Here is a 23,537-nt window from a genome sequence, read left to right as displayed (position 1 = left end):
ATGGATTATTCCCGAAACACTGGGTCTGTCCTGCATCTCGGGCATTTCTCTCAAATTGTCTGTTTTTGATTCATAATGCATCCAACATCAGGAATGATAATACAGTTTTCAAACAGTCTGCATCCGATGTTTGCATCCATCGAGCGGCGGTCCTCAACAGCAGGGTAGAGGTCCGGATCCGACCGATATGATGGATCGGAGGCGTGGCACTAGAGGAAAACAATGAGCTTAGTACAAGGACTAATGCGCCACGCCTTCGATTTGAATGTCTCTTCCGGCACGTATGCCGGAAGATGGCCCGGGTGGGCCTTTTGGTGTTTCAAGCCTTGTCGCCGAATGCGGCGACGAACTTGGCGGATGCGTCGGTGGCGCTCTCGGTGTAGATGTCCGCACCGATCTCGTCGGCCCACTGCTGGGTGACGGGGGCCCCTCCGACGTTGGTCAGGCACTTGCCCTTGAGGCCTTCCTTGACCATCATCTCCTCGAAGGTCTTCTGACCGACCATGGTGGAGGTCATGAGCGCGGAGGTCCCGACAGCGACGGCCTCATGCTTCTTGACGGCCGCGATGATGTCCTTCAGGGCGACGTCCCTTCCGATGTTGAAGACGTTGAACCCGGCGACCTTCAGCATGATGGCGACGATGTCCTTTCCGATGGAGTGGATGTCTCCCTCGATGGAGCAGATGACGACGTTCCCGAGTCCGGCTCCCACGGATCCGCCGCGCTTCTCGATCTCGGGGGTCAGGATGTCCATTCCCGCGGTGAGTGCACCGGCAGCGGCCATGATGTGGGGGAGGAAGACCTTCTTCTGTCCGAAGAGGACTCCGACCTCGTTGATCCCAGCGCTGTATCCGTCGTTGATCAGAGCGACGAGGTCGACGTCGGGGTTGGCGATCGCCTCGGTCGCAACGGCCTTAGAGTCGTTGACGTTGTAGCTCATGACTGCTTTCTTCGCTTTCTCTGCAAGTTCCTGGGTCGTAACCATACTAATCACTCCTCCTTTCTCTTCTTGAAGGCCGCATCGGCCTCGGCAACGATGGCTTCCATCGCCGCAAGTCTGTCTGCATCAATGGGTTTCACGGTGTGGTTTGCGAGCACATCGACGACGACCTCGTGGGCCCTCTCGACGGCGCTCTTGGATCCGTTGGCCTTCCACTCTCCGAGCATGGTCCTGTCGAACATCGCAGGGTTGGATGAGGACTCGAAGTTCTCCATGGTGGACATGTGTCCGAGGAAGTCGTTCCCGACTCCGATCTCCTTGATGGCCTCGACCGCGAGGGTCCTGTCGGTGACGGGGACTCCCTCCATGGCCTTGAAGTTCATTGCGATTATGTCATTATCGATGACGAGCTGCTCCATGGAGAAGGTCTGTCCGAGCTCGAGCATTCCGGATCCGTAGATGGAGTTCGCTCCGGAGATGGCGGGCAGCAGGGAGGTGATGGACTTCTCGTGGGCGGCCTGGGAATCGGGGATCTTGGCGTCGGTCTACATACCAGCCACGAACACGGGCAGTCCGTAGTACTGTCCGAGCTTGGGTACGGCTGCGCTGATAACAGCGAGTTCTGGAGATCCAACAGGAGCGGTTCCGTTGCGGAGGTCGAACGTGGTCGTGGAGGATCCGTACAGGACGGGCGCTCCGGGGTTGGCCAGCTGGCTCAGGACGATACCGGAGAGGACCTCGGCGTTGTGCGTGACGAGTGTTCCGGCGAGGTAGATCGAGGACGATCCGCCGGCCATGGCCATGGACAGCACGTTGACGGGGATGCCGTACCTGGCTCCCTTGATGATGACCTGAGCGGCATTGTGGCTCAGCTCGAGGGGGCTGGTGGGGCAGACGAGCATGGACATGATGGGCCTGTCGCGGGCCATCTTCTCGTCACCGCCGTAGTATGCCTTGAGGATCTCCCAGTAGAAGTCGACGTTCTCGGCGACGGGGTCGATGTGGTGGAAGTGCTTGACGGTGTTCTTGAGGGCGGTGATCATCTCGTGGACGTCCTCCGCTCCGACACCTGCCCAGTCCCTGGCGGAGACTGCAAGGGAGAAGTAGCTGATGTTGTCGGCCCAGTCGACGATCTTGGCGCAGTTGGCCAGATCGGCGTCGGTGGAGTCCCTGGTCTCGTACTTGTTGTCGCCCAGGTAGTCGCACATCTGGATTCCGGTTCCGAAGTTGGTGTAGTGGACCCTTCCCTTGTGCATCTGCTCGACGGTGTGCTCGTCGTCCCTTCCGTAGAGGTAGAATTTCTTGGGGACGGTGGAGAGCGCCTGGTTGATCAGCTTGGTGGGGATCTTGACCATCTTGGTCTCGAAGTCTACGTCACAGCCGTTGTCGCGGAAGATCTCGAGGGCTTCCTGGTCGGAGACCTGGACTCCGTATGTGGAGAGCACATCTTTGGTGGCGTAGTCGATCTCGCGGATGTCGTCCTCGCTGAAGAGCTCGAGCCTGAGTCCGCTCATCTTTACCCTGCCGGGGTACTGGTTGTTCATCTGTTTTTCCTCCTTGTTTCCAGTCTGGTTACATCCAGCCTGGATGTTTGTTTACGGTGAAGGGACCTGCATATCAGACCTAGCCAGACATATCTGGCCACCCTGAGAATCAGGGTATGGGTCTTTGTGTCCCAACCGTTGAACATTAATAGCAGAATTGGATATTTAAGTTTATTGAGTACTCAACATTATTATTGAATAAAACAATAGAAACAATGATGGGGTCATTTTATTAGTTGAGACATACATCATATTCCGAAGACGAAACAACGGAGATGTCGGAGATGAGTGAGAGAAATTTGCTGTTCCCTTTCACAAGGATAGTCGGACAAGAAGAGATGAAACGCGCCCTGATGCTGAACATCGTCGACCCCGGTGTCGGCGGGGTCCTCATACGCGGGGAGAAGGGCACCGCGAAGTCCACGACGGTCCGTTCCCTCGTGCAGATCCTTCCCGAGGTGCCCTCGTCCAAGGGATGCAGGTATCACTGTAACGTATCTGACTTGCGCAATCTCTGCGAGGAGTGCAAGCAGAGGCTGTCCGAGGGAGGTCTCGATTCCGAGATGCGTCAGATGGAGGTCGTGGAGCTCCCATTGAACGCGACCGAGGACAGGGTGTCCGGGAGCCTCGACATAGAGCACATCCTTAGCACCGGGGAGAGGTCCTACGAGGGCGGGGTCCTGGCACAGGCCAACGGGAACTTACTCTATGTCGATGAGGTCAACCTACTGGACGACCATATCGTGGACCTCCTGCTCGATTCGGCGGCGATGGGCAGGAACTACGTCGAGCGCGAGGGGATATCGTTCTCCCATCCTGCCAGGTTCATCCTAGTCGGGACCATGAATCCCGAGGAGGGCAACCTCAGGCCACAGCTTCTGGACAGGTTCGGGTTGGCCGTGGACATCGTGGGCAACAACGACCCCGACGTCAGGATGGAGGTCATAAGGAGGCGCCTCGCATTCGATTCGGACCCAGAGGGCTACACGGAATCATGTGCCGAGGACACCGAGATGCTCAGAAGGACCATCTCGGATGCACGTGGTGCGGTGAAGGCCGTGGACATCTCCGATGACGTGATCCACTCCGTCGCCAGGATATCCATCCGTTTCGGCATAGAAGGGCACAGGGCGGACCTGGCCATGGTCCGTGCCGCCAGGGCCAATGCCGCATTGGAGGGACGCGACAGGGTGGAGACCTCGGACCTGGAGAAGACCGCCGGACTGGTTCTGCGCCATCGCCTCAAGAGCGGACAGTTCGAGGCGGCGGTGTTCAGGCAGGAGGACCTGTTGAGATGTCTCAGAGGATACTGAACGATCTGTCCACGGGGCCGATACGCGGTCTGGAGGATGTGAAGCTGGCGCTCCTGTGCATGGCGGTGGACCGCAACATCCGCGGCCTGCTGATCAGAGGCCCTTCGGGGGTCGGCAAGACCGCTGTCATGCGTGCCGTGGCCGAATGTGCGATGGACTCGGAGCCAGTGAACCTGCCGATCAACACTACGGAGGCACAGGTATACGGTTCATTGGACATCGAGAGTGCCCTCGAATCGGGAAAGGCCACATTGAGTCCCGGACTTCTGCATCGCGCGAACGGCACCTTCCTGTGCATAGACGACATAAACCTCTTCGACCGCCGTTTCGTCCGTGCACTTATGGGGACCGTCATAGACGGGAACGTGAGGGTCGAGAGGGAGGGGATATCCAGCTCGTACACGTGCGACACGTCCGTCGTCGCCACCATGAATCTGCGCGAGACAGTGCTCGGAGGCGGGGTCTCGGATCTGTTCGACATGTCTGTGACCGTCCACGGTTCCGACGACCCGGGATTCAGGGCGGATGTCGTCCGCATCAATCTCGACGGGGCGGTCCACGATCGCGTTCGGGAATGGGATGATGTACGCGACAGGGTGCACGAGGCCCGCGAGCTGATGCCCCATGTCCTCGTACCTGACAACATACTCCGTCTCATATCCGAGTCCAGTTCGGAGTTCGGATGCCCCGGTCACAGAGGGGAGATATCATCGGTGCGCGTGGCGATGTCATTGGCCGCATTGGATGGCAGGACGACTGTATCGAGGGATGACGCGGTCTCGGCCATGAAGCTGTGTCTGGGCCACAGGCGTCAGCGCAACGCTGTCTCCAAGAAGGAGGAGCCGAAGGATGTCGTCAACTTCTATTCCGATTCACATATGAGGAGGTTCATCCACGATGAGCGCAACTCCTCTCCGGAGACCGATGCGAAGGTCGCGGAGGTCGCCGTCGTCGAGGGCCTCTCCGAGACGGGGCCGTGCGTCGATGACGAGGAGGTGCCCATAGAGATAGGGGAGATGTTCGACTCCATAGACCTGAAGGAGGAGATCCTCAGGTCCGAGAAGCTCGATGCGAACCTCATGAGGAAGTCCATAAGGGATGTCGGGAGGGACGGGAGGTACGTCTCCGCGCGTCATTTCTCCGAGATGGGCCCGGACATCGCGGTGGATGCCACCATACGTGCCGCAGCGCCGTTCCAGAGGATGCGTCGCTCGGACGACGATTCCCGGAGCATCATAATAGAGAGGCAGGACCTCATGGAGAAGGTCCGTGAGAAACGCACCTCCTGCATGTTCCTGTTCATGATCGACACCAGCGGGTCCCTGATCATCCGCGGTCGCATGAGGGCCGTGAAGGCGGCCATCCTGTCCATGCTGTCCGACCATTACGTCAGGAGGGACAGCGTCGGCATAATGGAGTTCAACGAGGCACATGTAGGCATGGTCCTCCCGGCCACGCAGTCCGTCGGAGGAATCAGGAAGGTCCTGGACGACATCAATGTCGGTAAGAAGACCCCGTTGAGCGAGGCCTTGGCATATTCCAGGAACTATGTCTCGAGCTATGTCAGGACGCATCCGGCCGAGACATGCTTCGTCGTGATCATGACCGACGGTCTGGCCAACATGGCCCTGGAGGAGGGTCGCGATCCGTTCGAGGAAGCTCTCTCCATCGCGAAGGCCATGGATGTCCCGAGGACCAAGTGGGTCGTCGTCGACACGGCGGCGGCTCCCGGGGACAGGACGAATTCCCGCATCCTATCGGAGGCGCTGAAAGGGCTGTATTACAAACTCGATGACCTGCATTCGTCCGATGGGATACTCCATAATCGTCCCAGTGGATGAATCATAATATCCACATATTCAAGGAAATTGAAATCTTTAAATATTGTTATTATTGAGATGTCATTGTTTATATTGACATCTCAATAAATTTAATATACTCATGGATGAAGTTCTCGGTCACACACAAGGTGTGGGAGGAAATATTTTGGAAGAGACCAAGCGGATGGAGAATCGCAGGGACATGCTGCTGAAGGTGGCATTCGTGCTGTTCTCCGTTGTAGTGGTGGCTCTGGTGGTCCTGCCTCAGAACTTCGTATCTGCGGAGGCGGTCGCCCCGGAGGACACCTCTCAATTCGGTAAACATCTGGACATATGGTTCATGACGTTCCTCATCGCGATCCTGATGATGTTCATCAAGAAGTTCGAGTGGGGCGTCGCCGTGGCCGTGCTGCTGTCCGCCGCAGCGACATATATCGTCTACTTCGGCATCATCAGCATCGTCGAGGCGGATGCCATCGCCGAAGCGGGGACCATGTGGACACAGGCGAACCTGATACGCGGTTCGGTTGCATCCATCACAGTCGTCGTCACGATCGGATGCTTCATAGGTACGATCAAATCGTGGCAATACATCATCGTGGGCGCACTCTTCGCCCCCGTGTTCTATCTCGTGGAGTATCTCTGTATCTATTTCGGGGATATCCTCATGACGAACACGGGTGTCGCGATGGACCCCGGAGGAGCGATCCTGGTCCACATGTGCGCCGCATACTTCGGAATCGGGGTCATCTCGGCCATCAGGGACAAGCGCGCCTTCGATGAACCGATGTTCTCCACCACGCACAGCTACACTTTCGCATGGCTGGCCAGTATGCTGCTGTTCATGCTCTGGCCGTCGTTCGTGACCGCGGTCCTGGACCCTGCCGACGTCTCCCGGGCCACAGCGGTCTGCTACATGGCCGGGATGGGTTCGATCATCAGCGCGTATCTCACGTGCAAGATCGTTCAGAAGAAGATCAACCCTGGCATATACGCGTTCACGCTGCTCGCAGGTCCGGTGTGCATGAGTCCCATCATGCTCCTCATAGACCCGTTCTTCGCGGTCTTCTGGGGAATGCTCGGGGGGATACTGTCCACCCTGTGCTTCATCTATCTCCAGCCTTGGTTCTGCAAGAAGCTCGGCGTCCTGGACGTCATGGGCGTCCACAACCTTCACGGCATGGCAGGATGGCTGGGAGTCATCGCGCTCTTCGTGATGACCAAGGACCTCTCCGTCATGATGTACGCGCTCTCGATGGTCGCGGTGACCGTCGTCTGCGGACTGTTGGTGGGACTCGTCCTGAGGTACACCCGCGGGGACATGAAGCTTCTGCTGGACGACAGGTCCGAGTTCATATTCAACGAGGACCCGGAGCATCCGGAGCACGACCTGTCGAACATCGACTGATAAAATACAAACGAGGGAGGTCAGAGTTTCAGGATCTCCCTCTTCTTCCTCTCGAACTCCTCTTCGGTGATGATCCCCTCGTCGAGGAGCTTCTTGTACTCGCGGATGCGGTCGAAGTCGGTCATCCTCGATTCCGCAGGAGCCTCGAAGATGGACCTCTTCTGAGGTTCGGGTTTCTTGACCGATTCGATCACTGCGCCGATCTCGGCACCGGTGAGGTTCTCCTTGTCGTTGTACGTCCTCGGTGGCAGCTGGTTCAGGCACGATGCGCAGATGTAGCCGTCCTTGACCTTCGACTTGAAGATGGACACCTTCGCGCCGCAGACGACGCAGTGATCGGCGGCCATATCAGGACCACCAGTCACCGTTGCGGCGGTCGATGGTCTGGTCCCTGCCGGGGCCGACGCTCACGATGTCCACGGGGGTCTTGAGGTACCTCTCCGTGAACTCGATGTACTCGCGCATCTCTCCGGGAAGGTTGTCATACCCTCCCTTCACGAGGGATTCCGTATCGTCGGTGCCCTTCCATCCCCTGAGGGTCTCATAGACGGGCTTCGCCCTGTTGAGCTTCGATATCGATGCGGGGAAGTGCCTGTACTCGGTCCCGTCGATCTCGTATGCGACGCACACGGGAAGCTCGGGGACGTCGTCGAGGACATCGATCTTGGTCATGACGATGGACGTGAACCCGCACATCCTCTGGGCATGCTCCACGACGACGAGGTCCAGCCATCCGCAGCGCCTTCCGCGGCCGGTGGTGACCCCGAACTCGCCTCCCTTTGCCTGCAGCTTCTTCTCGTCCTCCTCCGCGAGCTCCGTGACGAACGGACCCTCGCCGACACGGGTGGTGTAGGCCTTGACTACACCCAGCATCCTGTCGATCCTGTTGGGGGCGACCCCGGACCCTGTGCAGACCCCTCCCCCGCAGGTGGCGGAGGATGTGACGTACGGGTACGTCCCGTGGTCGATGTCGAGCATCGCTCCCTGGGCGCCCTCGAATATGACGTTCCTGTTCTCGTCCAGGGCGTCGTTGACCAGGACGGAGGTGTCGCAGATGCAGTCACCGATCATGTCCCTCCAGCCAGCCATCTTGGCGTAGAGGGATTCGGTGGTGCACTGGCAGGGTTCGGCGCCCATCATGTCCAGCATGTCCTTCTTGTAGGGGATGATGAAACCGATCTTCTCCTTCAGGAGGTCGTCCTCCAGGAGGTCCCCGGCACGGAAGCCGATCCTGGCGATCTTGTCCTGATACGCCGGACCGATCCCCTTCTTGGTGGTCCCGACGACGTTCTTCCCGCGGTACTTCTCCTCGGCGCCGTCGAGCTTCTTGTGATAGTTCATGATGAGGTGGGCGCGGTCGGAGATCCTGAGTCCCTCGATGCTCCCTCCCGCCTCCTTCACCTGCTCGATCTCCTCGGCGAGCTCCTCGAGGTTTACCACGACGCCGTTGCCGATAACTGCGAGCTTGCCCTTGCGGACGACCCCTGAGGGCAGTCCGTGGAGTTTGAAGACCTTCCCGTCCACGACGATGGTGTGGCCGGCGTTGTTGCCTCCTTGGAAGCGGACTATGAGATCCGCATCCTCACCGAGGTAGTCGGTGATCTTTCCTTTTCCTTCGTCTCCCCACTGTGCTCCAATGATGGCTAGGCCGGGCATTCTATTACTCCGGTCGAAAGGATGCTCAACACCATATTAACCTTACTGGGTGTCGGGGCTGACGTCCGCGTAGAGCTTCACCAGGTCCTCCAGCGGTATGTCCGTCATGAACTCGGTCGGCGAGAAGTGCGTGGCGGATGCGCGACCGTGTTGTTTCAGATAGTCGATGAAATCGGATATCTTCGGAGGGGAGAGCTTCAGATGCGACGACAGCTCGCTCATGTCGTACACGAAGACCTGGTCGTCCAGTTCGTTCGTCCAGAGGTCGAGGTATTTCCTGCACCTGCGCTCGTCCGCCATGCCCTCGGTGCTGAACCTGGAGAGGAACTCCTGGTCGTGCAGGGGTCCGAGCCAGAACGGGCCGAGGCGGTGCTCGTCATCGATGCGGTACGATGTGGAACGTTCCATCGTGTCCGTGTCGTAGTGCATGTAACCGAGCTTCGCGAGGGTCTCGTCCGCGGACTTCGCACCCTCCTCTATCTGGATGTACGTGCGGTAGTAGTGGTCCGCATAGAAGGACAGCAGCGGCCTCATGCCCCTGTCGAACTTGGCGAGCTCGCGTGCGACGTTGCACATCAGGATGCGGAGGCCTCCCTCATGGCACATGTATCCGCGGATCGGTTCGCACTGGTACCTCCTGCGACACTTGACAGCGTGCGCCCCTGCCAACGGTGCCATGTCTGTCGCCGTCACGGCGAGGATCGCGCGCTTCCCGCATCCGCGTATGGCCGACTGCAGGAAGGGCATCGGTGAGCCGAACGGGTCCAGGTCCACATAGTTGAACGTCTCCTCCGAGAAGAGGACGTGCATGTCGCGGTTGGACGAACGACAGTTGGTCAGGTTGTTCAGCTCGATGTTCCGGTCTATCCACGGGATGGCGAGGGCAGAGATGTCATTGGCGACGACCTCGGAGCCCGGCACCTCGTTGGCTATGCGGACCGAGCGGGACCCGGTGGCCGCCATAGCGTCCGCGACAGTGATGGAGTCGCGGTTCAGGGCGCGGAGCAGCATGATGCTTATGTCGCGGTTGAAGGACATCTGCTCGTTGAAGAAAACGGGGCCGATCTTCTTGCCGGGCCCGTGCGTGGAATGCTGCTCCGGGACCTGGATCCTCGTCGTGCCCTCCGTTATGATGGAGCCTTCGGACATCAAACGTTCTCACCGCTCATCAGGCGCACGATCTTGTACGGTAGGATGTTGCGGTTGGTGGGGGTGACCTCCAGGATGCGGACGTCGTCCCTTCTGCGTATGTCTTGCAACAGGGGGTTTCTGGATTTCTTGTGGAGTGTGATGATCATCGGTTTCTCGGCATCGAGGGCCTCTTTGACAGCTTCGATGAACGCCTCAGATTCGACCTCCATCTTCCCGACCTCATCTATTACGATGATGTCGCAGCATTCGCACGCCTCCCTGATGGCTTTGACGCCCACGGCCTCGAGGGTGTTGAGGTCCACTCCGATCTTCCCGACCATCACCTTGCTCTCGAACTCGGTGCTGGCGAAGACCTCGGTCTCACCGCTCAGAAGGTTGCGGACGGTGAATCCGGTCTTGTGCCTGCCGTCCCCGACGGGCTCGTCGATCATGCCACCTATCTTCACTTCTCCGTCCTGCAACATCTCGATAACACGCAGGAGCGCGTAAGTCTTTCCTGATCCGGGAAGACCCGTGATCCCAATCTTGATATCGGCTATCATGATGCACCTGCCGGACGATAGGTCGGCTTATCCCGCATAGGATACGTATTATTTAAAGAGTCGGCGAATCCAGCATACTTTCGGAAGCATTCGATCCGACGAATCCCAAACATCAACTCATTTCTGTGTTTTTATGTCCGAGATGTACATCAGCGGATAGTCAAGGGATTCATCGTATCTCATTTCCGCAACCACCTCGCACCCGCCGACATCGACCTTGATCACGGCGTCGATCATGTCGCCGGTGAGGGAAGCGTAGGAGTACCGGTCGTTCCCGACGGGCAGGGAGCCGCGCTCTATCCTGACCTTGGCATCGGTGACGTAGGGCTGGACCCTGATGGCATCCGCCATCGCGGATTCGAGCTCGCACACCGATTGGGAGTTCACAGGGATCCCGACGAATTGGTGATAGAGGGTACCCATCTTGATACCGGCCTCGAAAAGCGCCCTGTCCCTGTCGCTGCAGGCGAACTTGTCATTCGCCCTGGTCTCCTTGTCTTCCATGGGGAGCCATACGGCAATGATTATCTAACTGTTGCGAGAGATGCCAGACGGAGTGTTTTATTAGGTAGTCCCGATTGCGATGGCATGGATTCGGTCTCCGAAAGGATTGCCAAGCTCAAAGCCGAGCGCAACGCAGTCATTCTCGCGCACAACTACTGCCTTCCCGAGGTCCAGGACCTCGCCGACAAGGTCGGGGATTCCCTGGGACTGTCGATCGCCGCATCGGAGACGGATGCGGACGTCATAGTGTTCTGCGGAGTGACGTTCATGGCGGAGACGGCGAAGATACTCAATCCCGAGAAGACCGTCCTCATACCGGACGATGCGGCGATATGCTCCATGGCGCAGATGTGCACCCCGTCCGAGATCATCGAAGCTAGGAAGAGGAACCCCGGTGCGGAGGTCGTGGGCTATGTCAACTCCACCGCGGCCTGCAAGGCCGAGATGGATGTGTGCTGCACATCGTCCAATGCGGTCTCGATCGTGTCGTCTGTCGATTCCGACGACATAGTGTTCGTCCCGGATGCGAACCTCGGTGCGTACTCCGCATCTAGGTGCCCCCAGAAGGACATTGTCCTCTGGCACGGCTTCTGTCCCATACACCAGTCCATATCCGTCAAGCAGGTGGAGGACCTCATCAGGGCTCATCCGGGAGCACCGGTCATCGCCCATCCCGAGTGCAGGGCACCCGTCCTGGCTCTCGCGGACGACATTGGATCCACGGAGGCGATGATCAGGTTCGTGAGGTCGTCGGACAAGAGGGAGTTCATCGTCCTGACCGAGGTCGGGATGGGGCACAGGCTGGAGTCGGAATGCCCGGGCAGGGTGTTCCACTTCCCGAGTGCCGCCGTATGCGGTGCGATGAAGATGGCGACCCCCGAGGGGATCCTGAGCTGTCTGGAGACCATGTCACCGCAGGTCACGCTCTCGCCCGAGACGATAGAGAGGGCCCGCAGGCCCGTCGAGAGGATGATCTCGATACACTGACAGGAATTTGGAGGGGAGGGGGCGAATCCCGGTACGTCCCCGTCCCTCTGGCTCACGAGTACATCAGGTCCTTCTTGACGTCTTCCGGGATAAGGTCCTTCAGCTTCCCGTCGTTAACGTCGACGGTCTTGAACGCCACCGTCACGAGATGGGCGATGGTGTCCACCGACGGGATGTCGTCGTAGAAGCTCTGGACGATCTTGAAGTAGATCTTGTTCTCATCGTCGGACATGTAGAATCCGCCGTTGTTGATCGTGTTGTTCAGGGTGTTCAGCTCGGATATCAGCGCACCCCTGGCATCGTTCCTGAACTCGAACATCAGGTAGCAGTAGATGTTCAGGGTCATGTTCTGCTCGTCGGCATGGATGAGCATCCCGATGGGGAGGTCGTCGCCCATCGCGCTCAGGACGATGTGGTCCCCTTCGGACTGGTACTGCAGCTGCATCTTGCCCATGGCCTTCTCGGCATTCCTCAGGACCTTCTTCCCGTTCGGCGATCCGATCATTCGGCATCCCTCTTCTCCAGGGGGATGTACTCCTTGGGCGTGATCACATTGACGTATGCGGGACGCAGGATCTTGTTGGACGTGATGAGCTCCTCCAGCCTGTGGGCGCTCCACCCGATTATCCTGGCGGTGGCGAAGAGAGGCGTGAAGAGCTCCCTGGGGATGCCCAGCATCTCGTAGACGAACCCGCTGTAGAAGTCCACGTTGGCCGATACGCTCGTGGCGTTCGGACGTTTGGCGAGTATCAGCTCGGGAGCGAGCCTCTCGATCATCTCGTACGTCCTGAAGTCGTCGATCCTGCCCTTCTCCATCGCGAGCTTGTGGACGAAGGACTTGAAGATGACGGCCCTCGGGTCCGAGATGGAGTACACCGCATGGCCCATGCCGTAGATGAGCCCCTGGTGGTCGAAGACCTTCTTGTCGAGTATCTCGTTGAGGTACTTCCTCATCTCCTTCTCGCTGTCCAGGTGCTTGACGTGACGCTTGATGTCGTCCATCATGTCCATGACCTTCAGGTTGGCGCCCCCGTGCTTCGGCCCCTTCAGAGAGGACATGGCGGCGGCGATGACCGAGTACGTGTCGGATCCCGCGGAAGTGGTCACGCGGGTGGTGAACGTGGAGTTGTTCCCTCCGCCGTGCTCCATGTGGAGGACCAGGGCGAGGTCGAGGACGGTCGCCTCCAGGTACGTGTAGGTCTTGTCCGGCCTCAGCATGCGGAGGATGTTCTCAGCGGTGGAAAGCTTGGGGTCGGGGCGGTGGATGTACATGCTCTCGTCGTTGAGATAGTGGTTGTACGCATGGTAGCTGTACACCGTGAGCATGGGGAACACGCTGATGAGGTAGATGCACTGTCTCAGGACGTTCTCGACCGAGTTGTTCAGCGCCTTCTTGTCGTAGGAGGCGAGGAACAGGATGCATCTGGATATGGAGTTCATGATGTCCTTGTTGGCGGCCTTCATCACGACGTCCCTCGTGAAGGTCACGGGGAGCTTCCTCTCCTCGGACATGTGCAGCTTGAACTCTTCCAACTCGGATTCGGAAGGCAGCGCACCGAACAGCAGCAGATACGCGCTCTCCTCGAATCCGAAGCGCTTGTTCAGGAATCCGGCGGTTATGTCCTTGATGTCGTACCCGCGGTACTTCAGCTTGCCCTCGCAGGGGACCTTGACGCCGTCGACGATCTCCGTCCCGTCGACCTGGGAGATGCTGGTAAGGCCGACGACGACGCCGTTGCCCTTGACGTCGCGGAGTCCTTTCTTGACATCGTACTTCTCATAGAGCTCTGTGGAGAACCTGTCGATGCTCTCGCACATCTGGGATTTGCTCTCTATGAATCTTTTGTATTCGCTGTTCATGGGAATCCCGTTCCCCCGCCACCAGTTCCGTGCCGGAAGTCGATGGCGTTTGGGAACACTCGACGGTAATTAACCGTGTCGTTCGCCCGCATGCTGGTAACCGTAAAATATCCTCCCGGACATGGTCCAGTCATGGCGAGAATCGTCTTCTCAGATGCTGTCGTGGACGTGCCCCCGGGCATCACGGTCGAGGATGCGGGCCGCGGCGCGGGCCTCACCCCGGACTCCTACATCTACCTGGTCGGGGGCGTGCCGGTGCCCATGGACTCCGTGCCCTCCGACGACGGGGAGGTCAGGGCAATAAGGGTCGCCTCGGGCGGATGATCATCCCTCGGATATCCTGACGATCCCGTCGAAGTCGAACCCGGCCTCCTCCGCCGCGTCTATGAGCGCGTCCAGGTTGTCCATGAACGCCTGACGGGGGTCGTCCCCCCTCAGTTCCCCGCCCGATCCCGACAGGGAATCCTCCTCGGGGAACTTCAGCGGCAGGTAGGGGAGCACTCCGAGGCACCTCATGCCGGTGAGCTCCTCGATACGCTCTATGCCATCCTTCAGGATGGACGGCTCCCCTCTGAACCTGTTGATGATGAACGCCTTCATCTGAGGCTTCAGGTCGTCCGGGATCAATCTCCACGTGCCGTATATCGCCGCGAACACGCCGCCCCTCTCTATGTCCCCGATCAGGACCGCGGGGACGCCGATCTCCCTCATGAGGCCGGTGTTCGCCAGGTCGGTGTCCATGAGGTTGAGCTCTGCAGGGGACCCGGACCCTTCGCACACGACCATGTCGTATCCCGATTCCAGCCTCCCGTACGACTCGCGGATCTGCCTCAGGGCGACATCCCGGTCGATCTTCCTCCCGTCCCTGAGGTCCATGTACGGGCGTCCTCCCAGGACGGCCTGCATGACGCCGTTCCCGGACGGCTTGTAGAGGACGGGGTTCATGTCGGTCTCCGGCTCCACCCCGCAGGCCCATGCCTGGAAGGTCTGGCCCATCCCGATCTCCCCGCCGTCCTTGGTGGCGTACGAGTTCAGCGACAGGTTGAACGCCTTGAACGGGACCGGTCTGATCCCGTTCCTGGCGAGGTATCTGCAGATCATCGCCGAGCACACGGTCTTCCCTGCATCGGACGAGGTCCCGAGGAGGAGTACCCTCATTCGTCCACCCCCAGGAGCCTCATGACGGCACCCATGTCCATGTTTGTCTCGAACACGTCCGCCAGCTTCTCCAGGTTCTCCTCCAGGATGTCGTCGTAGTCACGGATGTCCGTGATGTCCATGGTCCTGCCGTCATGGGTTATCTTCGAGAGGAAATGGGATCTGAACGGCTTCTTGTCGAAGATCCCGTGAAGGTATGTCCCGAAGAGGTCCTCCGATTCGCGTACGGCGCCTTCCCTGACCGGGTCCTTGTCGAAGCAGTTGCATATCTCGAAAAGGGGCTGTTCCCCGATGTCGGACATCCCCATGTGCAGCTCGTATCCGCTGATCTCCCCGCCTTCCCCGACGAGCATGCGCCCGTCGCTGTTGACGACCCTCTTCCTGTACTCGCCGAAGCGGGTGGTCATGTCGAAGAACCCGAGGCCCGGGATCGTCCTCGGAACGCCTCCCTCTATGCCCTCCGGGTCCTCCAGGGTCGCACCCATCATCTGGAACCCGCCGCAGATGCCTGCGATCGGGACCTTCCCTCTCAGGGACCGTATGCCGTCCGCGATCCCCCTCTCCTCCATCCAGAGCATGTCCGAGACCGAGTTCTTGGTCCCGGGCAGGATGACCGCGTCCACGCCGGTCAGGTCCCCTGCCTTCTCGACGAAGACGATGGACACATCCTCCAGGAACAGCGGGTCCAGGTCGGTGAAGTTGGCGATCCTCGGGTACTTGACGACGCCGATCAGGCATTTCCCGTCGCCTTTGCGGCTTATCCCGCGGAGTGCCTCGGAATCCTCCGATGGGAGTATGAAGTCCCCGTGCGGTGTCACGCCTATCACAGGGACGCCGCATACCCTCTCGAACTCGGGGATGCCGTCCTTGAACCTGGAGAGGTCCCCGCGGACGTTGTTGAATATGACGCCCTTGATGCGCTGACGGTCCGGCTCGGGTATGAGCTCTATCGTGCCGAGCGCATAGGCGAACGCCCCGCCCCACTCGACGTTGACCACGAGTATCACGTCCGCGTCGGCCTCCACGGCCGCACCCATGTTGGCTATGTCCCTGTCGTAGATGTTTATCTCGGCGGGCGACCCCGCGCCCTCCATTATCACGAAATCGTATCTGTTCTTGAGGAACTCTATGTTCTCCCTGACTATCCCGCGTCCGGGGCCGGGGACGAACTCGCCGTAGTAGGATTCCACGTCATAGTCCGCGTAGGGCTTCCCGCAGACGATGACCTGGGACACGGTGTCCTTCTTCGGTTTCAGGAGGATCGGGTTCATGTGGCTGTCCGGGGTCTTGAGGCCGGCGGCCTTGGCCTGAACGGTCTGAGCCATGGCGATCTCGGTTCCCATGCGGGTCGCCTTGGCATTGAGGCTCATGTTCTGGCTCTTGAACGGTGCCACCAGGTAGCACCTGCGGTGCAGGATCCTGCAGATCGCGGCAACCGTTATCGATTTCCCGGCATCGGACGTGGCGCCCACCACCATGAGGGCCCTGCCGGTACGGTGGAAGCGCTCCTTGGCCTCGGTGAAGATGTCCTTGAATCTGGGGTCCCCCGCCTCCTCTATGCCGAGGCGCTCCGTCTCCGAGACTATGAACTGGCAGACCTCCTTCCGGTGGATGAACAGGCAGTCCGAGCATGACCACACCTCCCCGTGTCTGCCCTGGATCATCTCACCGAAATCCGTGTCGTGGCAGGGATAGAACGGACAGTAGCAGAAGGTGCAGTCCTGTCCAGTGAAATGGCACGGGTGGTAGTCGCATGTCTTGTTGCAGCCTATCCAGCCTTGCTGGAGCTCTTCGTTGACCTTCTTCTTGATGCAGTCCATGGGAACGGGTTGGATGATAGTGCTAGGGGAATAAGAACCTCTTGCATGGAGTGTACATACGATCAGGCATCGCATCAACGCATAGCGAGTGGTTTTTCGGTCACCCCCCGAATCCCCTTAAATACGGAATACAGGGTGTTTCAACCATGGGTGCACAATTCAAATTCATTCACTGTGCGGACCTCCATCTCGGGTCCAGGTTCCGCGGGGTGGCGAGGGATGACAGGGGACGGGCCGCCGAGATGACGGCATCGGTGTTCACATCGTTCTCCAGGATCGTCGATGTGGCGATCGACGAGAGGGCGGATGCCATGGTCATATCGGGCGATGCCTTCGACGAGGAGACGATAACCCCGAGGACCAGGGATTTCCTGTGCAGGGAGCTGGCGAGGGCGGGCATACCGATCTTCATGGTCCGCGGGAACCATGACCCGGTCACCCAATGGGAGTCCGAGATCCCGTTCCCCCCGAACGTCCACGTCTTCGGCACGGAGCCGGAGGCCATCGACATCCAGGGCGTGGAATCGGCCGAGGTCATCGGGGCCAGTTTCATGGACTGGCACGACTCTCGCAACCTTCCGTCGATGATGCGCGGGTCACCCGACAGGTTCACGGTGGCCTGTGTGCACTGCGATGTGGACAACCCTTCGTCTGAGTACGACTACTCGCCCTGTTCCAGATCGGACTTCTTCGGCAAGGGGGTGGACTATTGGGCCCTGGGTCACATACACAAGCGTGCGGTCCTCTGCGAGGATCCGTGGGTCGTATATCCGGGGAACATCCAGGGACGCAGCTTCAAGGAGACCGGTGAGAAGGGCGCATATCTGGTTACCGTCAGGGACGGTCGTGTGGACGGTCTTAGGTTCATCCCCACCCAGGCCATCGTCTGGCATGACATCAGGCAGGACATCACCGGGTTGGACATGAACTCCTTGAAGGAGGCACTGGCCACCCGGGTAGGGAAAGGGTCCGTGGCCCGTCTGACGCTCATCGGCGCGGGACAGCTGGACCGCATGATACGCGACAGGCCGGATGATGTAATGTCAATCCTGGAGGCGTATCTCGGGTGCACCATATCGTCCATGGGCGTGGAGACCACCGAATCCATCGACCCGGAGCTCAGGAGGGGGGAACGGGACATGATCGGGGTCTCTGCCGACGTGGGCTTCTCGATCAGGGATGCCAGTGTCCAGGACATCATCGACATAATCTGCTCCAATCCGATCCTCCGCAAGAACAGGCCCTTCTTCGAGAGCATGCCCGAGGAGGACCTGAGGGCCATCGTAACCGATGCGACAAGGTCCGTCGTCAATATGCTGGGGGCGTCCAGATGAGGATATCCAGGGTGCGCATAGGATCGTTCGGGGGCATCCGCGAACGTGATTACCGTTTCGATGAGGGCATGACGGTCATGTACGGTCCCAACGAGAGCGGGAAGACCTCGACCATGGAGTTCATACGTTCCGTCCTGTCTCCCACGAACAAGCGTGCCATATACCCGGAACGCAGGAAGTCCGATACCGGGACCCTGCACTACTCCGATGCGGACGGGGACGGGACGTTGGAACTGGAGCACAGGAAGGTCTCTGGGGACGTTCCGGGATGCATCCCGAAGGATTCGGAGCTATACAGGCAGATATTCGCCATGGATCAGAGGTCGCTGGACGATTCCAAGATGATCGAGCAGGGGGAGTTGAAGTCGAGGTTCCTGACGATCCCCGGAGGGGAGGCCATGGACAAGGTCAGGCAGTCCATAGAGGATGGCGAGAGGACGGTCCTCGGCCAGCGTTCGAACTCATCCTCGGAGCTCAACACCGTGAACGAGGGTCTCCGCAATGCGGAGGCGTCCGTCTCCACACTCAAGGCGAAGGTCGGACTGTACGGCGACCTGTCCGCCGAGATAAGGGCGAAGAGGTCCGAGCTGGACGGATTGAACGAACGGATGGGCCGGGAATCCGAGGAGAGGGCCAGGTCGAGCATCGTCGAATCGAACAGGGCCAACTACGAGGCGCTCAGGACCCTGAGGCAAAGACGTTCCGACCTGGGGAGGTTCCACGAGGTCTCCGACGGCGACATCTCCACGAAGGCATCGCTGGAGTCAGGGGTGCGCTCCGCAGGGGAGAGGGTCGAGGAGGTGGAGGGTCGTATTGAAGCCGCGAGGATCCGGCTCCAGGGACTCGACCGTCGCAAGGTCGCAGCCCGTGGGGAGGAGATAGACAGGCTTCCCGGACTGCTGAACGCATACATGGACAACAGGCGGGAGCTCGAGAGGCCGATCCAGACCACGTCCGTGGCCGGTACGAGGAGGTCCGATAGGTCCATGGCCGCCATGATCCTCGGGATGGTCCTGATCGTCACGGGAATAGTCCTCGCTGTCGTCGTCCATCCCGTGGCCGGTACGGTATCAGTCGTCGGGGCGGGCATGGCCGTCCTCTCCATGAGGAGAGGCGGGACGACGGCGCAGATGCCGACGGACACCTCCCGCAGGGATCGGCTCGAGGATGAGGCGAGGGGTTTCGAGAGACATGTGGCGGAGATATGCTCGTTCCTCGGGATGCCTTTCACGGATGCGGAGGCCGCCGTGAGGCGGCTCGTCAGCGTCAGGGATGCCGCAAGGGAGTGCTCCTCCCTGGACACCCCGTTGATGGGTGCGAGGATGGCCCATTCCGATGCGAATGCTAAGTTGGCGGAGTTCCATTCGAGGTTCGGCGGTGAGGCAGGGTTCGAGGAGTCCAGGAGAAAGACCGTGGAGGCCGGCGAATTGGATGCCGGCATACAGCAGCTTTGCAGAGCCCTGTCGAACGCGGGTCTCGACCCCGATGTCGAACCGGGGCGCATCGAACCGGATGACGACGGTCTGTCCGGGGCCGTCCAGCAGCTCAGCAAGGAGATAGGCGGGCTGGAGGAGCAGAGGAGGGCCGTACTGAACGACAGCGAGGTCGAGCAGGCGATGGACCATCTGGCGGTCCTCAGGCACAGGCAGGCGGAGATCATGATGGAGGGGGCCAGGATAATGATCATGAAGGAGATCGTGGACAGGGCGTGCGGCAGGGCGTTCAGTGACGTCCAGCCGGATGTCGCTTCCACGGCCGCAAGGTACCTGAGGTCGATGACCGGGGGCAGATACGATCTGGAGATCGATCCCCTCGGAGGTCAGGTCCTCCTTCGCGGTCCCGACGGTCCCCGTGGTATGTCGCAGTGGAGCTCCGGCCTCAGGGCGCAGGCCCTGCTCTCCATAAAGCTGGCGATCGCCAAGGAGCTCGGCTCGGGCGAGGTCCCCGTGGTCCTGGACGATGTCCTGCTCCCGTTCGACAGCGAGAGGAAGGCAGGGGCCGTGAGGGCACTGAAGGGGATATCCGAGGAGATGCAGGTCATACTGTTCACGTGCGATTCCGAGACTCGCGACATCTCGCTCTCGGAGGGGATACGGGTGCTGGCCGTCTGAAAACCACCGGTCCTTCCGGCCAGGAAGGGCCGATTTCCATCAGGTTTTACGTAGTATTTATAAATCATATCGTCATTTCGGGGTTAGGGATTGCACTGTGCAACCCTGTTCACACTCACTATCATCACTCGCCCCCGAACGAGGGGCGAACACCAGAAAGGCGATGGGCAACGGTGCTCCGACCCAACAAGAGCTCGTCTGAAGGTTTGGTACGGCGTGCCGTAGCATAAGGTGCACGGCGCAGTTCGGGACGGAGCAGGGCTACCGTGTTTTCTCAGACACCCCCAGGAGGGTGCAAATGAATATCGATCCTAGTGCAACTAAATACATGGTGAAGGCGAAGATCAACGCCGACGGTATCGTGGAGAAGCCCGATGTCGTCGGAGCGATCTTCGGACAGACAGAGGGACTCCTCGGAGACGAGCTGGACCTTAGGGATCTCCAGAAATCCGGCCGTATCGGCAGGATCGAGGTCGAGATCACGTCCAAAGGCGGGAAATCCGACGGTATCATCTACATGTCCTCGAGCCTCGACCAGGTCGAGACAGTGATCCTCGCATCCGCGCTCGAGACCGTCGACCGCGTCGGACCCTGCAAGGCATCCATCCACGTCCTCGGGATCGAGGATGTAAGGGTCACCAAGAGGGAGAAGGTCGTCGAGCGTGCCAAGGAGCTGCTCAACGAGCTCATCAAACAGTCCAAGGGATCCAGCACCGACCTCACCGACAGCGTCAGGCAGAGCGTCCAGGTGGAGGAGATCACCACATACGGCAAGGACAGGTGCCCTGCAGGGCCCAATGTCAAGGACTCCGAGTCGATCATCATCGTCGAGGGAAGGTCCGATGTCCTCAACCTCCTCAAGGCAGGGATCAAGAACGCCATCGCTGTCGAGGGCACCAACATCCCCAAGACCGTCCAGGACCTCTCCCGCGAGAGGGTCTCCACCGCATTCGTCGACGGGGACCGCGGAGGGGAGCTCATACTCAGGGAGCTCTTCCAGGTCGCAGAGGTCGATTTCGTCGCTCGTGCGCCCCGTGCACACGAGGTCGAGGAACTCTCCGGCAAACAGCTCGTGAAGTGTCTCAGGAACAAGGTCCCCGGGGACCAGTACATGGAGATGAACGGCCTCCTCGTCAACAACGACCGCCAGGCCGATGATGAGCCCGTCGTCGAGGAGCACCACGAGAAGCGCAGGGACCGTGAGGACCGCGATGACCGCAGGCGCGACCGCCGCGACAGGAGAGACAGGGACGAGCGCAGGGAGAAGAAGGACCGCTTCGACTCCGGGGCGATCGACAAGTTCAGGAAGAAGGAGTCTGCAGAGTCCGACGTCATAGAGATGCCTGCCGCCGAGCGCTCCCTGGCGGTCCCGGGCGAGACCCATCTGATGGTCCGCGAGGAGGTCCCTGTGGAGACCGTCGAGGCACCTGCCGCGGAGGAGCCCGCAGCACCCGCGGAGGAGACCGTCGAGGCGCCCGTCGAGGAGAAGCCCAAAAGGACCCGCACCCTTCGCGGAAAGAGGGCCACCAGCAACAAGACCCTCTCCCCCGAGCAGGAGCAGTTCAGGGACATGCTCCTCGACCTCTCGACCACCCACAACGCGAAGATCCTCGGCGAGAACAACGAGGTCCTCCGCGAGGTCGCGGTCAAGAGCCTGGTCAACACGCTCAAGGAGGATGCCGAGGGAGTGAAGGCCATCGTCTTCGACGGTGTGATCTCCCAGAGGATCCTCGACGTGTCCGTCGACAAGAGCATCGGGACCGTCGTCGGGACCCGCAAGGGCAACATAACCAAGATGCCGTCGGACATCCTCATCTGGACCAAGGAAGACCTCTACTGATGACAGACAAAAGACTCGTCGAGACCTGGGACGACTTCGCCAAGATGTCGTCCACCGAGGAGATCCAGATCCCGTCCGACCCGTTGGACCGCGTACTGGGCCAGGAGGAGGCCATAGAGCTCGCGAAGATCGCCGCCAGGCAAAGGAGGCACCTTCTGCTCGTCGGACCTCCCGGCACAGGCAAGTCCATGATCGCACGCGCGCTCTCGATGAACCTGCCTCAGCCGAGGCAGGAGGTCCGTGTCGTGAAGAACCCGGAGAACGCCGAGAGGCCGTTCCTGGAGGTCCTCGAGAAGGAGGAGGTCGAGAAGGAGGAGAGCATCCGCGCGGAGTCCGTGGGGGTGCTGCTCAACCCCTCGGATGCGCCGGCGAACGTCGCCGAGCATCTGGGGTACAGGTGCAAGGAGTGCGGGAAGTACTCCCTGCCAACCGACCTGAACTGCCCCCACTGCAGCAAGAGCAAGGTCGACATGGGAGGTCGCAACAATCCCTTCCAGGACCTTCTCGGCGGCATGCTGGAGGTCGCCCTTCCGCAGGCCACGGCCGGGAAGGAGAAGGTCCACACCACCCGGACCCGCGACGGCGAGGAGGAGGTCGTGATCTTCGAGCGCGCCGGGGACAGGATCCGCATGCTGGACCAGAAGGCCCTCGACAAGCGCGGGGAGCTTCAGCGCACCTCCAACGAGAAGGTCCTCGTGAAGCTCCACAGGAACCCGTTCGTCCTAGCGACGGGAGCCTCGGAGACCGAACTGCTCGGGGACGTGAGGCACGACCCGTACGGCGGTCACGAGAAGCTCGGGACCCCCGCCTACGAGAGGATCGTGGCCGGATCGATCCACGAGGCCCACGAAGGGGTGCTGTTCATAGACGAGATATCCCATCTGGGCGATCTTCAGAGGTACATCCTCACGGCCATGCAGGAGAAGACGTTCCCCATCGTGGGGCGCAATCCCCAGTCGGCCGGGGCGAGCGTGAAGGTCGAGGACGTCCCCTGCGACTTCATCCTCGTCGCGGCATGCAACATACAGGACCTCGAGAACATCCTCTCCCCGCTCCGTTCCAGGATCATCGGCGGAGGGTACGAGGTACTGGTCGATGTCGCGATGAAGGACACCCCCCGCAACCGTGCGAAGTACGCGCAGTTCGTCGCACAGGAGGTCAACCTCGACGGGCACATCCCGCACGCTGATGTGGAGGCGGTGGAGCTCATCATCGAGGAGGGCCGCCGCAGGGCCAAGGAGGACAATGCCAACGGTGCCCTCACGCTCAGGCTGAGAGAGCTCGGAGGGCTCATCCGTGCGGCGGGGGACATCGCCGTCATGGAGGACTCGGAGCTGATCACGGCGGAGCACATCCGCAAGGCCCTCAGGCGCTCCAGGAGCGCGGAGGAGCAGATCCGCGAGAGGTACGGCTCCTACAACAAGGGTCTCGGAAAGGACGTCTCCTCCGCACAGAAGGAGAGGTCCTCCTACTACTATCAGACCGAACATCTTGATGACAACATGTTCAACTGACCCAAACCGCGGGGATCTCCCCGCATTCCTTTTC

19 protein-coding genes and 1 pseudogene are annotated in these 23,537 nt (G+C 60.0%); 9 read left to right on the top strand and 11 right to left on the bottom strand.

Going from position 1 to position 23,537, the window contains the following annotated elements:
* Window positions 1-319: 319 nt before the first annotated feature.
* Window positions 320-985, bottom strand: a complete 666-nt coding sequence (locus V5D86_RS02090) for a cobalamin-dependent protein (protein ID WP_414595038.1) — start codon at window positions 983-985, stop codon at window positions 320-322.
* 5 nt (window positions 986-990) lie between these two features.
* Window positions 991-2,484 (bottom strand): annotated as a pseudogene (mttB, locus tag V5D86_RS02085) ([trimethylamine--corrinoid protein] Co-methyltransferase).
* Window positions 2,485-2,768: 284 nt separating this feature from the next.
* Between mttB and V5D86_RS02080 the strand changes: the two are divergent.
* The 3 genes from V5D86_RS02080 to V5D86_RS02070 all read left to right on the top strand — a co-directional run bounded on the left by V5D86_RS02080 (window position 2,769) and on the right by V5D86_RS02070 (window position 7,025).
* Window positions 2,769-3,797: an ATP-binding protein gene (locus V5D86_RS02080; RefSeq protein WP_414595037.1), complete on the top strand. Its 1,029-nt coding sequence runs from the start codon at window positions 2,769-2,771 to the stop codon at window positions 3,795-3,797.
* Complete coding sequence (locus tag V5D86_RS02075; protein WP_414595036.1) at window positions 3,779-5,638, top strand: VWA domain-containing protein; 1,860 nt, start codon at window positions 3,779-3,781, stop codon at window positions 5,636-5,638. Before V5D86_RS02080 ends, V5D86_RS02075 begins: the two co-directional genes overlap by 19 nt.
* A gap of 145 nt (window positions 5,639-5,783) precedes the next feature.
* On the top strand, window positions 5,784-7,025 hold the full coding sequence (locus V5D86_RS02070) for an ammonium transporter (protein WP_414595035.1): 1,242 nt from the start codon (window positions 5,784-5,786) through the stop codon (window positions 7,023-7,025).
* A 20-nt stretch (window positions 7,026-7,045) separates the two neighbouring features.
* On the opposite strand, the gene V5D86_RS02065 is transcribed toward V5D86_RS02070, so the two are convergent.
* The 5 genes from V5D86_RS02065 to V5D86_RS02045 all read right to left on the bottom strand — a co-directional run bounded on the left by V5D86_RS02065 (window position 7,046) and on the right by V5D86_RS02045 (window position 10,879).
* Window positions 7,046-7,372 (bottom strand): DUF4428 domain-containing protein, encoded by a 327-nt coding sequence (locus V5D86_RS02065; RefSeq protein ID WP_414595034.1) that lies wholly within the window; start codon window positions 7,370-7,372, stop codon window positions 7,046-7,048.
* Window position 7,373: 1 nt separating this feature from the next.
* Window positions 7,374-8,681, bottom strand: coding sequence for an adenylosuccinate synthase (locus V5D86_RS02060; protein ID WP_414595033.1), 1,308 nt, complete (start codon window positions 8,679-8,681; stop codon window positions 7,374-7,376).
* Between the two features lie 42 nt (window positions 8,682-8,723).
* Window positions 8,724-9,830: a N2,N2-dimethylguanosine tRNA methyltransferase gene (locus V5D86_RS02055; RefSeq protein ID WP_414595032.1), complete on the bottom strand. Its 1,107-nt coding sequence runs from the start codon at window positions 9,828-9,830 to the stop codon at window positions 8,724-8,726.
* Entirely contained in the window at window positions 9,830-10,375 is a 546-nt protein-coding gene (locus V5D86_RS02050) for an NTPase (RefSeq protein WP_414595031.1), read from the bottom strand. Before V5D86_RS02050 ends, V5D86_RS02055 begins: the two co-directional genes overlap by 1 nt.
* Before the next feature lie 117 nt (window positions 10,376-10,492).
* Entirely contained in the window at window positions 10,493-10,879 is a 387-nt protein-coding gene (locus tag V5D86_RS02045; RefSeq protein WP_414595030.1) for a dihydroneopterin aldolase family protein, read from the bottom strand.
* Window positions 10,880-10,963: 84 nt separating this feature from the next.
* Between V5D86_RS02045 and nadA the strand changes: the two genes are divergently transcribed.
* A complete protein-coding gene (gene nadA / locus V5D86_RS02040) occupies window positions 10,964-11,866 on the top strand; it encodes a quinolinate synthase NadA (protein WP_414595029.1) in 903 nt (300 codons plus the stop codon).
* Window positions 11,867-11,918: 52 nt separating this feature from the next.
* Here nadA and V5D86_RS02035 read toward each other — a convergent pair whose 3' ends face one another.
* Both V5D86_RS02035 and V5D86_RS02030 read right to left on the bottom strand, forming a co-directional pair.
* Complete coding sequence (locus V5D86_RS02035) at window positions 11,919-12,371, bottom strand: YbjN domain-containing protein (protein WP_414595028.1); 453 nt, start codon at window positions 12,369-12,371, stop codon at window positions 11,919-11,921.
* Complete coding sequence (locus tag V5D86_RS02030) at window positions 12,368-13,726, bottom strand: citrate/2-methylcitrate synthase (protein WP_414595027.1); 1,359 nt, start codon at window positions 13,724-13,726, stop codon at window positions 12,368-12,370. Before V5D86_RS02030 ends, V5D86_RS02035 begins: the two co-directional genes overlap by 4 nt.
* 132 nt (window positions 13,727-13,858) lie before the next feature.
* On the opposite strand from V5D86_RS02030, the gene V5D86_RS02025 reads away from it, so the two are divergent.
* Complete coding sequence (locus tag V5D86_RS02025) at window positions 13,859-14,050, top strand: hypothetical protein (RefSeq protein ID WP_414595026.1); 192 nt, start codon at window positions 13,859-13,861, stop codon at window positions 14,048-14,050.
* Here V5D86_RS02025 and V5D86_RS02020 read toward each other — a convergent pair whose 3' ends face one another.
* Together V5D86_RS02020 and V5D86_RS02015 are read right to left on the bottom strand one after the other, a co-directional pair.
* Window positions 14,051-14,884, bottom strand: a complete 834-nt coding sequence (locus V5D86_RS02020; protein ID WP_414595025.1) for a cobyric acid synthase — start codon at window positions 14,882-14,884, stop codon at window positions 14,051-14,053.
* The gene (locus V5D86_RS02015; protein ID WP_414595024.1) at window positions 14,881-16,704 is read right to left on the bottom strand and encodes a cobyric acid synthase; all 1,824 of its coding nucleotides are present in this window, start codon (window positions 16,702-16,704) and stop codon (window positions 14,881-14,883) included. Before V5D86_RS02015 ends, V5D86_RS02020 begins: the two co-directional genes overlap by 4 nt.
* Before the next feature lie 146 nt (window positions 16,705-16,850).
* Between V5D86_RS02015 and V5D86_RS02010 the strand changes: the two genes are divergently transcribed.
* The 4 genes from V5D86_RS02010 to V5D86_RS01995 all read left to right on the top strand — a co-directional run bounded on the left by V5D86_RS02010 (window position 16,851) and on the right by V5D86_RS01995 (window position 23,503).
* Entirely contained in the window at window positions 16,851-18,038 is a 1,188-nt protein-coding gene (locus tag V5D86_RS02010; RefSeq protein WP_414595023.1) for a metallophosphoesterase family protein, read from the top strand.
* On the top strand, window positions 18,035-20,149 hold the full coding sequence (locus V5D86_RS02005) for an ATP-binding protein (protein WP_414595022.1): 2,115 nt from the start codon (window positions 18,035-18,037) through the stop codon (window positions 20,147-20,149). Before V5D86_RS02010 ends, V5D86_RS02005 begins: the two co-directional genes overlap by 4 nt.
* A 328-nt stretch (window positions 20,150-20,477) precedes the next feature.
* Complete coding sequence (gene dnaG / locus V5D86_RS02000; RefSeq protein WP_414595021.1) at window positions 20,478-21,989, top strand: DNA primase DnaG; 1,512 nt, start codon at window positions 20,478-20,480, stop codon at window positions 21,987-21,989.
* Window positions 21,989-23,503: an ATP-binding protein gene (locus tag V5D86_RS01995; RefSeq protein WP_414595020.1), complete on the top strand. Its 1,515-nt coding sequence runs from the start codon at window positions 21,989-21,991 to the stop codon at window positions 23,501-23,503. The genes dnaG and V5D86_RS01995 overlap by 1 nt, the downstream gene beginning before the upstream one ends.
* Window positions 23,504-23,537 lie beyond the last annotated feature (34 nt).

The organism is Candidatus Methanoprimaticola sp. MG2, assembly GCF_047501175.1.
GTDB lineage: Archaea > Thermoplasmatota > Thermoplasmata > Methanomassiliicoccales > Methanomethylophilaceae > Methanoprimaticola.
This window is presented reverse-complemented; position numbering and strand designations above follow the sequence as displayed.

Bases quoted from the DNA above. Each gene is read 5' to 3' on its own strand.
- V5D86_RS02090 (WP_414595038.1), bottom strand. From the start codon at position 985: ATGGTTACGACCCAGGAACTTGCAGAGAAAGCGAAGAAAGCAGTCATG.
- V5D86_RS02080 (WP_414595037.1), top strand. From the start codon at position 2,769: ATGAGTGAGAGAAATTTGCTGTTCCCTTTCACAAGGATAGTCGGACAA.
- V5D86_RS02075 (WP_414595036.1), top strand. From the start codon at position 3,779: ATGTCTCAGAGGATACTGAACGATCTGTCCACGGGGCCGATACGCGGT.
- V5D86_RS02065 (WP_414595034.1), bottom strand. From the start codon at position 7,372: ATGGCCGCCGATCACTGCGTCGTCTGCGGCGCGAAGGTGTCCATCTTC.
- V5D86_RS02060 (WP_414595033.1), bottom strand. From the start codon at position 8,681: ATGCCCGGCCTAGCCATCATTGGAGCACAGTGGGGAGACGAAGGAAAA.
- V5D86_RS02055 (WP_414595032.1), bottom strand. From the start codon at position 9,830: ATGTCCGAAGGCTCCATCATAACGGAGGGCACGACGAGGATCCAGGTC.
- V5D86_RS02050 (WP_414595031.1), bottom strand. From the start codon at position 10,375: ATGATAGCCGATATCAAGATTGGGATCACGGGTCTTCCCGGATCAGGA.
- V5D86_RS02045 (WP_414595030.1), bottom strand. From the start codon at position 10,879: ATGGAAGACAAGGAGACCAGGGCGAATGACAAGTTCGCCTGCAGCGAC.
- nadA (WP_414595029.1), top strand. From the start codon at position 10,964: ATGGATTCGGTCTCCGAAAGGATTGCCAAGCTCAAAGCCGAGCGCAAC.
- V5D86_RS02035 (WP_414595028.1), bottom strand. From the start codon at position 12,371: ATGATCGGATCGCCGAACGGGAAGAAGGTCCTGAGGAATGCCGAGAAG.
- V5D86_RS02030 (WP_414595027.1), bottom strand. From the start codon at position 13,726: ATGAACAGCGAATACAAAAGATTCATAGAGAGCAAATCCCAGATGTGC.
- V5D86_RS02025 (WP_414595026.1), top strand. From the start codon at position 13,859: ATGGCGAGAATCGTCTTCTCAGATGCTGTCGTGGACGTGCCCCCGGGC.
- V5D86_RS02020 (WP_414595025.1), bottom strand. From the start codon at position 14,884: ATGAGGGTACTCCTCCTCGGGACCTCGTCCGATGCAGGGAAGACCGTG.
- V5D86_RS02015 (WP_414595024.1), bottom strand. From the start codon at position 16,704: ATGGACTGCATCAAGAAGAAGGTCAACGAAGAGCTCCAGCAAGGCTGG.
- V5D86_RS02010 (WP_414595023.1), top strand. From the start codon at position 16,851: ATGGGTGCACAATTCAAATTCATTCACTGTGCGGACCTCCATCTCGGG.
- V5D86_RS02005 (WP_414595022.1), top strand. From the start codon at position 18,035: ATGAGGATATCCAGGGTGCGCATAGGATCGTTCGGGGGCATCCGCGAA.
- dnaG (WP_414595021.1), top strand. From the start codon at position 20,478: ATGGTGAAGGCGAAGATCAACGCCGACGGTATCGTGGAGAAGCCCGAT.
- V5D86_RS01995 (WP_414595020.1), top strand. From the start codon at position 21,989: ATGACAGACAAAAGACTCGTCGAGACCTGGGACGACTTCGCCAAGATG.